Raw genomic sequence first — 13,496 nt, 5'->3', positions numbered from 1 at the left:
ATCAATTCGCCCCAAACGGTAACAATCCTGATGCTTTTTTGGCCAATTCTTCTCCGGTCAGCGCTTCTTCCGGGTAGGTCGCGTAACCCGTTAACAAATTGAGTGAAATACGCTGATTATTTTGGTTGAATATTCGCAATGCGGAAATGGCGTCGTTCAATCTGCTCAGGGTGTCCCCGATTTTGCGTCCGGTATCAGGAAGAAGAACGGCAAATCGGGTGCCCTTAATTCGGGCCACAATATCGACATGACGAAAACTTTCATGGATCAGTTTACCCATATTCTGAGCGATCGTATCATAAATGACCTGCGGAAGATTGGCAAATTCTTTTTTGTTTTTGTCCAGATCGAGGAACAGAAGGGAAAGTTTTCTTTTATAACGCTCCGCTCTTTTTAACTCTTCCGGGAGTCTCAGATGGAGATAGCGTTCATTCTTTAAACCAGTGAGTTCATCGATGGTGATCAGTTTTTCCCGGATCTGATATTCCTTTGCTTTGACCAGAGCTTTTCCGATATAGCTCCCATATTTTTCAAGCAATTCCCTGTCGGTTTCGTTAAATGATCCTGTCGTGAATGAATTATAGATGATTTTATTATAAACAGAAATGGTTCCGATCAATTCGCCTTGATCAAATAGCGGCATCGAGAGTACGGAATGGTAGGGAAATTTCGGGGGAAGCTTCTCTTTGAAAAATTCGCCGTTTTGAAAAGAAGCGCTTGAAAAAACCTGTTTCGATTCGGAAACGCGGGCGGCAATGCCTCCGTCTAACTGAATCAGGAATTTGTCCATCGGCTCATTATGAAGACCATAGGTATATCCGACCAAAAGGCGCGAACTCTCTTTTTCTTTGACTCTCAAGATCACGGCCTCAGCCTCCACAATCATCGCCACCGAGGCCGAAGCCATCATGAGCACCTTGTCACGATCCGTGGTCGAAACCAATTCAAGGCCTTCTTCATTGACCACCGTTAATTTAATGACTTTTTGCGCCATATACCTTCTTTCCACTTCGCTGGAAATTGAAACCGCCAAGAGTTCTGTCACCTGATTAAACTCTTCTTTCCAACTCAGCGGATCTCTCAGAAGTTCTTTAAATTCCAGAATAAGAAGACCTACGGACTGATTCTGAACAATAAGAGGAAAATAGAATATCCCCATCGGAATATTTCTTCCCGAAATACATTCTTCCTCTTTGAAATAGATCGAACTCCCTTTCTGAAGGGCCATACCTCCAATCCCCTCTTCCGGTTTCATTCGATACATCCCGTTCATCTTAAAGGGCGTGCTCACCTGGGACTGAAGAACAAGATCTCCGCTTTCGGGATCCTTGACAAACAGAAGGAGTGCAGAGGAATGTACAAACTGGTGAATTTCCGAAGTGGCTGCTTCCAGATTTTCCTGAAGGGATTTGGGCTGTTCCACAATGCTTTTTAATGACCTCAGAAGCGGTTCCAGTGAATTCTCGCGGTCGCCGAGAGCGGTCAAAAAAGGTTTGAAATCATTTTGTGAGAGGGTCTGTTCCACAAATTCGGCATCTCGTTTCACCCATGGAAATTTGTCTTCAAATTTACCCAGTTCCACGAATCCCACAAACCGGTCTTTATCATAAATCGGAACGGCAATATACTGATGGAATTTCAAAACTTCCATCACCCGTCCTGTCCAGAACTCCTGGAACGGCGGCGTCAGAAAAATTCCGGTTCGTTTCACCTTCATTCCGGCCGCCATCAGCTCGGAGAGACCCTGGGGCGGGCAGGTATCGAAATGCTCGGTGTCAGAAGAAACCTGGAACCGGGAATAAACGGAAACCAGTCTTCTTCTTTCTTCTTGCTCCAGATAGACTGCCGACCAATCGGCCTCGAGGGAAATCTGGAGACCTTCAAGGATAAATCGAAGAACTTCCTCTTGCGGCAATTGACTGACCAGCGAATGAAGAACGGTGGCACCCTTGCCCAGCAATACGGTTTGCCGCTTTGAAAAATGCTGTTCGTTTCCTTCCAGATTGAAACTGTCTGGAGATCCTTCATGCAACGGATGAGATTTAATCTCCCAAAGAACTCTTGCCGCCTGACTCGTCATGACTTTCGCAGAGGGGTGATTTAATCGATAGAGCGCTTGATGCATCCGGGCATCCCCTGATGCATCCACAATCAGATCAAGGTCGCTGATTGCACGAAGCGCCTGAATATCGGAAGTGAGGGAGAAAGTAAAAATCTTTTCAAACGTAAACCCGTATTCATGGAGGCGGAAAGCTAATGCTTTTTGATCCTGATCGACCAGCATCACCACTTCCGTGGACACGTCCTGAGTCAGCGAGGCGAGGGTCAACAAACCCTCTTCATTTCCCCCGATCAGGGCAACCTTTAATTTTTTTTTCACCGATTTTTGCAGATCCTGGGTCATTTTCTCTTGAGAATACCCAACTGTCCCAGTTTCTCCAGAATTTCCTGTTCCTTCTGAGAAGCGGGATAGGCATCCCCTCTCTCCTGATATTGGTGGATCCAGGGAGCCGAAATTTCACTCTCGAAAGATGAAGACCCTTCCAATACCGTTCTCACCTGCTGCGATATCGAAGAAGTCCCCCGGGAATCGAAGAAAAGAATTTCTCTTGATTTTTGCCGAAATCGTCCTTCCAGCGATTTATCAGCAAACATGAAAATTCGCGGATTCTTCTTAACCCCTTTCAGTTTCTTTAACAGCTCCAGAAGCTGAAGTCCTGAATAATTGTCGGGTGCAACTTCGATAAAAATGAGATCAGGCTCTTTCAGAATCGTATGGATGACTGCCTGATGAAGGTTGGGGGCGATATCGACGATACCGGCGTCTTTTTGAAGCTCATTTTTTAGGGAAAGGGAAAGATTAAGATCGTTTGCGAGAATTAAGACAATTTTAGAGGAGAGACCTAGTTTTCCCATGGAGCCAAGCGTCCCATTGATTGAGAACTCCTTGTTTAACACTCTAACGGTTTAACATAAACTTGTCAAGAAGCGGCCATTTCGGGCTCTCGTTTATCCTGGAACGGACTTCTTTGAATTCTTCATAACTTTTAATGACTCTTTTGACATAATAGCGTGTTTCCTGATAGGGAATATTTTCAACAAATTCCTCTAAATCAGTATAATTGCCATTGACAATCCATTTGGTCACAGCCTCCGGTCCCGCGTTATAGCTTGCCGCGGTGTAGATCAGGTTGCCTTGAAATTTCTGACTTAGATGATCAAGATAAAAAGCGCCAAACCGGGTATTCAATTCCTGGTCATAGAGTTTTTCTCTCACAAAGGAGGCCACTCCCAGCTGTTGTGCGACCCATTCCCCCGTAAATGGCATGAGTTGCATCAATCCCATTGCGCCGCTTCTGGATGTGGCCCTGACATCGAAAACCGATTCCTCCCTCATAATTCCGGCCACAAATTCAGGTTCAATCTTGATCCCTATTGCAATCTTTTGAATCTGTTCCACGACCTCCTTCGGATAGGCAAGCTCCCATAACAACGGGAAATCGAAACTCCTGCCCCGATCCAGAACGTCAGGAAACTGTCCTCTGAGAATTTTGAGCGCATGAAAGAAATCACCGGCCTGGATCAACTCTTTGTCCAACTGCAGAAGAGAAGGCTTGTCATGATAGCGGTCGGCCAGGAAATTAAATTCTTTCGAAGCGTCCTGATTGAGATTCAGGATCATCAGCTCTCTGGCTCTCTGATAATGATCATCTTTTTGAAAGGACCCGGCCACCTCGGAGGCCAATGGTTGCGGTTCTGGAAGGGAAGTCAATGCTTCGGCTTCCGGAGCGACTCTTTTTCGGGCCAAATGACAATAGTACGAATGGCTGAAATCCTGGCAAAGTCCTTTAAATTCAGCCTGGGCCTCTTCCGGATTTCCTCCCCTTTCAATGGCTCGTCCTTTCCAGTAGAGTCCCTGTGCATGCAGCGGGCTTGCGGGATACTGCTCGATTAATTTTGAAAATGTCTTTTCCGCGGAAACATTATCCCCCTCCTTGTATGAAATCCATCCATCTCGCCACAATGCGTCGGGCACGACGGAGTTCTGAGGGAGATCCCTGATGATCATCTGATAATAGCTGTGGGCCCCGGAGATCTGTCGATGTTCCTCGTAATAGCTCCCGATGAGATAAATCAGCTTATATAAGCCCTCCTGCCGGGGGAAAAGTTTTTCTCCTTCTCTTAGGAGGCTCAGCAGATCGTTCTCATTCTCTTCCCGGATGGCAATGCGTGCGAGACCGAGAAGGGCTTCCGGGGCAAATTCGGAGTGTCCATGTTTCCGGATGACACGTTTAAAATGATCGGAGGCATCCGGATATTTTTTTAATGGTAGGAAGGCTAACCCCATCTTTAATTCCAGTTCCGGAAGATATAACTCGTTCCGGTCAGACTTGCGTTCCAATTTTTTCCAGATATCAAGCGCCTTTTCAAATTTGCCGATTTCATAGAGCACTTTCCCCTGATGAAAAAGTTCGTGATTGGACAAATCGAAATGATTCCGGTCAGGACGCGCCAGGGACAATTTCGAAACTTTCTTTTCCGCATCCAGACTCCAGGGGGTATCCGGATATTTCGTTTCCAGGTCGCGAAAGAAATTCCCGGCCCCGCTCCAATCCTCTCTTTCAGAATTAAGTTCAAATAGTTTCAATAATATCTCTGCCGATTTTTCATCGCGCGGATTTTCTCTCAAAAAAAGCGTAAACATTTCTGTTGCCTGATCCCATTCCTTCAATTGACGGAGAGCCTCCCCTTTTTGTGCCAGGATGGCCGGCCGAAGAACCGTATCCGGATAAACAAGCAGGATGTGGTTGCCAATCTTATCGGCTTTCTCGAAATCTCCCCGAGCAAAGGCCGCATCGGCCATCAACTTCTCGACATAATCCTGTATTTCCGGATAGTTCTTCTGAAGATCATGCAGTCTCTTCTCGTCGGTTAGGATCTTTCCTTCAATCTCCCATCTGGCGGTCAGGTAACTTGCCCGACGCGACCAGATATCTCCCTCGTTTCGATTAAGAATGATCTTGAGATAACCTTTCGCATCGTCTCTCTTTCCCGCCATTTCCGCTTCTCGACCTTTGTAAAAACATTCCTCCGACATGCCGCATTGCAAAAACTCCTTGGTCTCAATTTCGTTTTGTAACGCCGGCGAGTCGTCAGGTCTGGGAAGTGGAAGGGGAACGGATGCCGGCTTTAATACTTGACATCCGGAGAAGAGAATAAGAACCATGACCAAAGAGAGTGCACGGGAGGTATACAAGGGGGGTTGGTTCATCAAATGGATTATAACACAGAATTGAATCCAAAGGGATTGTATGCTATCTTGAACAGATGATCGGCCTCAAAAAAGACTTAAAAGCTCCTTCATTTGCCCAATTAAAAGAATGGTTTATTGAACTGGGTTTCCCCGCCTACCGGTCAAAACAGCTTATTCACTGGATTTACAACAAGAAGATCGATCACCCTGGTCAGCTCACTGATTTTTCAAAGAGAGAGCGCCAATTTCTTGAAGAAAACAGTTATATTAGTCAACTCGAGATCCTCCGAAAAATGGACTCGCGGGATGGAACCGTAAAATTCCAGTTCAAACTTGAGGATGGTGAAGAGATCGAGACCGTTTTAATCCCCGAAAAAGAGAGACGAACGCTTTGCATTTCAACCCAGGTCGGATGCGGCATCGATTGCCAGTTCTGCCTGACGGCGAAGGGCGGACTTAAGAGAAATCTGAAAGCCCACGAAATAATCGATCAATATCTGCGTGTGTCCAGTGAATATGAGATAAGCAATATTGTGATGATGGGCATGGGAGAACCGCTTGCAAATTTTCAGGAGGTTTCTGAAGCCATTGACCGGCTCACGGATTCCAATGCCTGCACCTTTTCCCCCCGCCGAATCACAGTCTCAACGGCGGGACTTGTTCCGGGAATTCAGAAGCTCGGAGAACACGCTCAAAAAGTCAATCTGGCCGTTTCGTTAAACGCGACCTCCAATGCGATCCGGGACCGGATCATGCCGATCAACCGGACTTACCCTATTGAAATGCTCCTCGACGCCTGCAGAAAATATCCCCTGGCACCCCGAAGAAGAATCTTTTTCGAATATGTCCTGCTGAAAGGAGTAAACGATTCACTGGAAGATGCCAGAAGGATTCCAAAGCTTCTAAAAGGGATCCCATCCAAGGTCAATCTTATCCCGTTTAATGAATTTTCCGGATCACCCTTTATCCGGCCGGATGAGTCCCGCATTCTCGCCTTTCAGAAAATCCTCGTGGATTCCCATCTCACCACTTTTATCCGAAAAAGCAGGGGAAATGACGTCCTCGCCGCCTGCGGCCAACTCATTCGATCCGGGAAAAACGACGTCCTGGTTTCCCAGATCGAAACCCCTTCATGAAACGAATCTGCCTTTCCTTCATGTTCGTGTTTTCCCTTTTCACCGTGGCTATCTGTCAGGGAAAAGAAAGTCTCAATCTCCCGATCGAAGAAGTTATCTTAAAAAACGGGCTCAAGATTATTCTGGTTGAGGAGCATAAAGCACCCGTGGCGACCATCCAGGTCTGGTACCGGGTCGGCTCCAGAAACGAGTTAACCGGAAAAACAGGTCTCTCCCATCTGATGGAACATATGATGTTCAAAGGAACGCCCCGATTCGGGAAAGGCGCCTTTTCGCGAAATGTTCAGAAAAACGGCGGAAATGACAATGCCTTTACCGCTCAGGACTATACCGCTTATTTTGAAAATATTTCAAGCGGCCGGATCGCTCTTGCGCTGGAACTTGAATCGGACCGGATGGCGCACCTCCTGATCGATCCCAAGGAATTTCAGCTTGAACGGGATGTCGTCAAAGAGGAGCGGCGGATGAGGACAGATGACAACCCGGCCGATTTCCTTTCAGAGCAGCTCTATGCCCAGGCCTACGTCGCCCACCCCTACCATTCACCCGTCATCGGATGGATGACGGATCTGGATCATTTGACCCGTCAGGATATTTTTAATCATTACAAAAAGTATTACGTGCCCAATAACGCAACGCTGATCATTGTCGGAGACTTTAATGGCAGGGCGCTTCTTCCTGAAATCAAGAAGTATTTTGAACCGGTTCCGGTCGGAGAACCGGTGTCTCCGGTGGAGATCACCGAACCGGATCAAAAAGGGGAAAGGCGATTTACGGTCAAAAAGGAAGCCCAAATGCCCGTTCTTTTCTTTGGTTACAAGACACCCAACTACCGGGACCCGGATCATTTTCCCCTGATCCTCTTGTCGACATTGCTCTCTTCCGGAAAAAGTTCCCGTCTTTATCGGCAGCTGGTCTATGAAAAAAAGCTTGCGCTCGAAATTGGAACGGATTACAGCGATCTTTCCGCTGACCCTTCTCTCTTTACGTTTTATGCCAAGCCCCAGCAGGGTAAGAAAACCGAGGAAGTCGAGGCAGCCATCTTATCCGAACTGGATCAGCTTAAAACAAAAGAGATCTCGGAAGGGGAACTTCAGAAAATCAGAAATCAGATTGAAACACAATTTATTTTAAACCGGGATTCCAATTTTTTTATCGCGATGCAGCTCGGCATTGCCACAAGTGTGGGAGCGGGCGCTCACTATTTCGATACCTATCTCGATTCTCTCAAAAAAGTGAGCCCTGCTGATATTCAGAGAGTCGCTCGTAAATATTTTTCGCCCGATTCAAAGACCGTCGGCACTCTGGTTCCGGTCGCACATGACAAATCCGAATAATTGACGAGGAATGCCATGCCCTTGAAATTTCACATTCTTGCCCTTTTTGTGATTGGTTTGATCGGTTCGGGACCGCCAGTCTATGGGGCAATTGGCGCACAAAAAATCGAGTTGGGGAACGGAATGACGATCTTGCTCCTTGAGGATCATACTTTGCCGATGTTACAGGTTGATCTTCTGGTTCGTGCCGGCTCCATTCTCGATCCCGCAAACAAGTCCGGCCTTGCTTATCTCACGGCCAACCTCCTTGAGGACGGAACGGAAAGCCGGACGTCCAAAGAGATTGCCGACGCGTTTGATAAAATGGGAACCGACTTTGGCGTCTCTCCAGGCGTGGACTACATTTCATTTTCAACGAAACTTCTAAAAAAAGATCTGGGACAAGGGATGGAACTTTTCTCCGACATTCTTATTCATCCGCAGTTTCCGGATCGTGAACTTTCAAGAGAAAAAAATGAGCTTCTGAGCCGTCTTCAGGACCAGAAAGACGATCCCGAAACAGTCGCCTCCCTTGCCTTCGACAAGGCGGTCTTCGGGGAACACCCCTACCACCAGCCGCTGGCAGGGGATGACATTTCCGTTAAAAGTATCGCTTCGGAAGATCTGAAATCGTTTTACAAGAGTTTCTATAATCCGAAGAATTCAATCCTTGTTCTGGTCGGAGATTTGACTCCGGCTGAAGCGAAAAAAGTGATTGAAAAACATTTTGGTTCCTGGTTGCCGAAAGCACTTTTCACGCCCAAACATCCCCTCCCGGAAAAATCAATGAAAAAGGAGATCATTTTAATTGATAAAGAGCTTGCCCAGACTTCTGTCATTCTGGGCCATCTCGGTATCAGCCGAAATAATCCGGATTACTATCCCTTGCAGGTGATGAATTACATTTTAGGGGGAGGCGGTTTTTCGTCCAGAATGCTTGCCAATATCCGTGAAAATAAAGGTCTGGTCTATGGGCTGGACAGCCATTTTTATCCCTATTTTGAAACAGGAAGTTTCAGGGTCATGTTTCAGACGAAAAATGGTTCTGCGAATGATGCGATTTCTGAAGTCTTAAGCGAAATCAGAAAGATTCAGAATGAACGGGTTTCGCCCGATGAACTGCAGGAAGCCAAAGATTATTTAATCGGAAGTTATCCATTGAAAATGGATACTTATTCTAAACTCGCCGGCATCCTGATCTCCCAGGAGTTTTATGGCCTGGGTCTGGATTATTTCGACAAATATACCGTGTGGATTCAGAAAGTGACGCTCGAAGACATACAGAGAGTGGCCAGGCAATATCTCGATCCGGATCATTTTATCCTGGTTGCAGTCGGAAAGCAGTCTGAAGCCAAAATTCAGTCTGCTACGGATGGTGGTTTGGGAACAGGACGTTGATATGCTCGAATATAAGCTGAATCGAATTAAAAGTGAACTGGCCCAATACGAATCCCTGCTGGTCGCTTTTTCAGGAGGCGTTGATAGCGGACTTCTCTTAAAGATCGCTTTCGATCTTCTCGGCAATAAGGCCGCGGGATGCACGGCCATTTCGCCCTCGTTTCCCCGGACGGAGAGAGCTTCAGCGGAAACAACGGTTCGCGAGATCGGGGCCCCCTATTTCACGATCGAATATGATGAGCTCGAAATACCCGGCTACACTTCCAATCGTGAAAACAGGTGTTATCTTTGCAAATCAACCCTGTTCGGACACCTCAGAAAAGTGGCTGTTGAAAACGGATTTAAAACGATCGCCTATGGGGCGAATCATGACGACTTGAATGAATTCCGGCCGGGAATGCGTGCCGCCGATGACATGACGATATCCGCACCGCTTCTTCGGAACGGATTGACAAAAAGCGAGATCCGACAGCTGAGCTGCCGGCTCGGCCTCTCAATCTGGAACAAGCCGGCGTCCGCCTGCCTCTCTTCCCGAATTCCTATGGGACACGAAATCACCCACCAAAAGCTTCTCCAGGTTGAAAATGCGGAATCGCAGCTTCACATCGCCGGATTTCAGAATGTCCGGGTGCGGCATCATGACGAGATCGCCCGGATAGAGGTGCCCAAAGAAGAAATGCACCTTTTTTTGAATAGTCATTTGCGAACAGAGATTGTCAGTCAGCTAAAAAAAGAGGGCTTTAAGTGGGTCACGCTTGATCTGGAAGGATATCGCCCGGGCGGGGGAAACGGATCCTCGTCCCCGCAGGCAGGGACAATCTAGGAACGGTTAAATCCCTTCTCTGAGAATATCCAGAATCTCCTCTTCCACCCTGGAACGGTAAACCCGGTCTCCTGCGAATAATTCTCTCGCCTTTTCAAGTTCATTGAGCGCCTTTTCGGGCTGGATTTCCAATCGGTAGTACCGCGCAAGATTCCAGGAGGCTTCTTTTCGATCTCCTGAAGCCGTATATAAACTCCCCAATTTAAAATGAATCATCGGATCTTTTCCGCGCAAGATTTTGGCTTTCTCGAAATGCTCTATCGAAGCCGGAGGATTTCCTTTCCCTTCCCAGACGAATCCCAACACCATCTCGCCTTCGCCATTCCCGGGATCCAGCAGCAGACTCGTTTCGGCTTCCTTTTTGGCCTCATCCAGTCGATCACCTTTAAACAGAGCCGATGCCAGGCTGGAGTGATTGAGCGATGATCCGGGATCCATTTTGACGGCCTGTTTCAATTCGGCGATGGATTCATGGAATTGATTATTCTTCTGGTAGAAGAGACCTGCTAGATAATGTTTTTTAACCTCCGGGACCCCTTTTTTGAAAGGATCCAGAAGGAAATCCGAAATCGGTTTATTGGGATCATTTTCAATTTCAACCAGTGCCCGGATCCGTTCCCAATCAAGAGAAACCGGAGCCGCATCTCCCGGAGGCGGAGGAAGTGAACGGATGAACATTTGCATCGTCACCTCCCGTTCTTCAACCGCCGGATGGGTCGAAAAATAAGCCGGAACTAAAGAAGGATTGTATTTCTCATAGGTTTGAAGCGTCTTGAAAAAGTGATAAAGTCCTTCGGGATTATACCCGGCCTGATTTAGAAACCTCAGACCGATTGAATCCGCCTCGCGTTCATGTTCGCGGCTGAAAGAGAGCCCCAGCGATTCCGCGGACAGTGCGCCTGCCACCGCGGCTCCGGGTTCCCGGGTCAAAAGAGCCGCAACAATGCCGGCCAGGCTTGCAAAAGTGGCTTTCTTGTCTTCTTTGAAGAAATGATCCTTTTTGACATGTCCGATTTCATGAGACAAGACGCCTGCCAGTTCATCGACGCTGTTCATCCTCGACAGAAGCCCGTCAAACACAAAGATATAACCTCCCGGCACCGCAAACGCGTTGGGAATATTCTCCTTAACAACCAGGAAATGATAGGCCTGGGGCTCTTCGCCATTGGCCAAAAGGATCGAGTTGCCAATCCGGTTGACTGCGTCCACCACATCAGGATCCTTGACAAACTTAAACTGTTTTCTCGCTTCAGTGAGAAATTCTCTTCCCAGTTTCTTGGATCGGGTGACTTCTTCGGTCAACCGGAGAGGGGGGAGAGCGGGTTCGGATCGCTTCTGTTCCGGTAATTGTGGCAGGGCACATCGGGTCAAAAACAGGAGAGCGATTGCTCCCACCAGGAGCAGGATGTATCGATTGGGAAGGTATAGAATGGGAATTAGCCCTTTATTTCCTTTAGTCTTCTCTTCACGACCTCGATCTGGCCGGCATCTTGGGGCGCGGCCCATTTGATCGCCTCTTCATAATGGGCGATAGCCTCGTTCTTTTGACCCATCATATCCATCATATAGGCGTAATTAAACTGGGCGATTGATGAATGCGGATTTAAACTCAATCCGATTTTGAATTCCTCAAGAGACTCCTTCATCTTGCCCTGTTTCTGGTAAAGAATTCCCAAATTGGTATGCGCCATCATATGTTTCGGATTCAAATCAATTGTTTTTTGATACTGGACGATGGCCAGGTCGAGCTGATTGGTAATCAGATAGATATTTCCGAGATTATTTCGGGCATCCGTGTAATAAGGATCGAGTCGAACGGCCTCCAAGAACTCCCGAATCGCCAGATCGCTTTTTCCGGTGTTCTGGTAGGCCACTCCAAGGTCGTTATGGGCTAAGGGATTGTTATTATTCAGCCTCAATACCTCTTCATAGTACTTAATCGCCAGGTCGTATTTCGCTTCGCGCTGGTATGCATTCCCCAGGTTATTCAAGGCCTCCTGATTTTTGGGGTCCAGCTTGATTGATTCGATAAATTTGTCCCGCGCCTGATCCCATCGCTCTTCTTCAAGATAGGCTTTTCCAAGATTATTCTTGACCCTGGATTTATTGGGCGATTTGGACTCCACATCCGACCAGAGAGAGACCGATGTCTTCCAGACTTTGTTTCGTTCATGGGTCATAAAGAGCAGGACCGCTGCCAGGAGAACGGCAATCGAGAAGATCACCACTTCCTTTTGAATCCTGAAACGGTTTGCAAGACGATACCCTGCCAGCGGAACCAGGAGAAATAACATCACGGAAGGAAGATAGAGCCGGTGTTCAAAAACCAGATCGAGTTTGATAAAAGTTGACTCCATCGCCAGGTTGATGAAAAACCAGAGTATCGCATAGGAAATCAAAGGGTATTTTCTGGATTTTAAAATAGAAAATGCGAAGAGGGCCAATAACAGACAGAATGAAAAAAAAGTGGTGGCCGGATTAAATAGGCCATTTGAAAATGGAAAATCCGGATCGAGATTCATACGCGACGGAAGGGGAAGAATCAGAAGAGAAAGATAGAAAACAACCACCCTCCATTCGCTCATGACTCTTAAAAAAGAATCCATCTCTTCCGTTCCGTAATTCGCCAAAAGCATTCCAACAAAGGAATTCGTGCCGATATAGGTTTGAATGATATACCCGGATCCAATAATTGCTCCGGCCAGGATACCGATGAAAACATAAACCTGCTTTCGCGAAAAATGAATATTGAACCGACTGATAAAAAAAAGATCGTAGAGAAAGATTACGACCGGCAGGGTCAAACTGTTCTCCTTCGTTCCAAAAGCCAATATCGCCGAAAGAGCAGAAAGCCCATACCAGAATAATGCCTTCGTCCCGAATGTGAGCCTTCCGTAAACATAGAAAAGGAGAGCCGCCAGGTAGAAGAGGGCGGCCAGGCTCGCCATGCGCTGGACAACATACGTCACCGCCTGGGTCTGCACGGGGTGAACTCCCCAGAGCAGGGCGCCGATTAACGCGATTTTTTCAGGCTGGAGAGTTCCGACTTCATCTGATTCCACTCCAAGCGGGCCTCCTTTTCCCCAACCCGGAAGGGAAAGCGTCTGGAGGAACAAGAAATAAATGACCAGCGTGGATCCGATATGGATCAGGATATTCAAAATATGGTATCCGCGTGTTTCAAGGCGGTCAAAATAGAAATTGAGCGCAAAAGTCAAGTTGGCCACCGGCCGGTTTGCATGGAGAATCGGAGAAATGTTGCTCCAGGTCAATTCCTTGATATGATTGCCCGGCGTATCGACAAAAGATTTCAAATCATCGAAATGAAATGCGTAGTGGATGGTATGGCCGTAGCCGATAAGAATCGAAAAAATGACAAATAGAATCGCGACAAGATGAAACTGAATGGAAACCGGTTTTTGCGCCGAAAGCGCGTCTCTAGTCAGGCCAAGGTCTTCGAGAACGGCACGGATAGATACTTTATCCAATCGAAGAAGGCGGGATAATTCTTTATCACTGTGGGTGCGATATTTATCCTGAATAATCCTTTTCTGTTCAGGCGTCAATTC

General features: G+C 47.2%; 9 protein-coding genes. 4 read left to right on the top strand and 5 right to left on the bottom strand.

The features are described from left to right. Nucleotide 1: 1 nt before the first annotated feature. The 3 genes from HY200_06135 to HY200_06125 are packed head-to-tail and all read right to left on the bottom strand — an operon-like array spanning nt 2 to nt 5,257. Nucleotides 2-2,404: a diguanylate cyclase gene (locus tag HY200_06135; GenBank protein ID MBI3594522.1), complete on the bottom strand. Its 2,403-nt coding sequence runs from the start codon at nt 2,402-2,404 to the stop codon at nt 2-4. After that, nucleotides 2,401-2,916, bottom strand: a complete 516-nt coding sequence (locus HY200_06130) for a hypothetical protein (protein ID MBI3594521.1) — start codon at nt 2,914-2,916, stop codon at nt 2,401-2,403. Before HY200_06130 ends, HY200_06135 begins: the two co-directional genes overlap by 4 nt. A gap of 43 nt (nt 2,917-2,959) precedes the next feature. Next, nucleotides 2,960-5,257 (bottom strand): transglycosylase SLT domain-containing protein, encoded by a 2,298-nt coding sequence (locus tag HY200_06125; protein ID MBI3594520.1) that lies wholly within the window; start codon nt 5,255-5,257, stop codon nt 2,960-2,962. A 71-nt stretch (nt 5,258-5,328) separates the two neighbouring features. On the opposite strand from HY200_06125, the gene rlmN reads away from it, so the two are divergent. The 4 genes from rlmN to larE are packed head-to-tail and all read left to right on the top strand — an operon-like array spanning nt 5,329 to nt 9,927. Next, on the top strand, nt 5,329-6,390 hold the full coding sequence (rlmN, locus tag HY200_06120; GenBank protein MBI3594519.1) for a 23S rRNA (adenine(2503)-C(2))-methyltransferase RlmN: 1,062 nt from the start codon (nt 5,329-5,331) through the stop codon (nt 6,388-6,390). A gap of 20 nt (nt 6,391-6,410) precedes the next feature. Beyond that, nucleotides 6,411-7,727: an insulinase family protein gene (locus HY200_06115; protein MBI3594518.1), complete on the top strand. Its 1,317-nt coding sequence runs from the start codon at nt 6,411-6,413 to the stop codon at nt 7,725-7,727. 15 nt (nt 7,728-7,742) lie between these two features. Further along, nucleotides 7,743-9,104, top strand: coding sequence for an insulinase family protein (locus tag HY200_06110; GenBank protein MBI3594517.1), 1,362 nt, complete (start codon nt 7,743-7,745; stop codon nt 9,102-9,104). Nucleotide 9,105: 1 nt separating this feature from the next. Further along, entirely contained in the window at nt 9,106-9,927 is an 822-nt protein-coding gene (larE, locus tag HY200_06105; protein MBI3594516.1) for an ATP-dependent sacrificial sulfur transferase LarE, read from the top strand. A gap of 6 nt (nt 9,928-9,933) precedes the next feature. On the opposite strand, the gene HY200_06100 is transcribed toward larE, so the two are convergent. Continuing rightward, a complete protein-coding gene (locus HY200_06100) occupies nt 9,934-11,433 on the bottom strand; it encodes a M48 family metalloprotease (GenBank protein ID MBI3594515.1) in 1,500 nt (499 codons plus the stop codon). Further along, a complete protein-coding gene (locus HY200_06095; GenBank protein MBI3594514.1) occupies nt 11,364-13,493 on the bottom strand; it encodes a tetratricopeptide repeat protein in 2,130 nt (709 codons plus the stop codon). The genes HY200_06100 and HY200_06095 overlap by 70 nt, the downstream gene beginning before the upstream one ends. Nucleotides 13,494-13,496: the final 3 nt, after the last annotated feature.

The organism is Nitrospirota bacterium (assembly GCA_016194305.1).
Taxonomy (GTDB): Bacteria; Nitrospirota; Nitrospiria; order JACQBW01; family JACQBW01; genus JACQBW01.
Note: the sequence above shows the minus strand (reverse complement) of the source record. Positions and strands in the feature narration are given on the sequence as shown.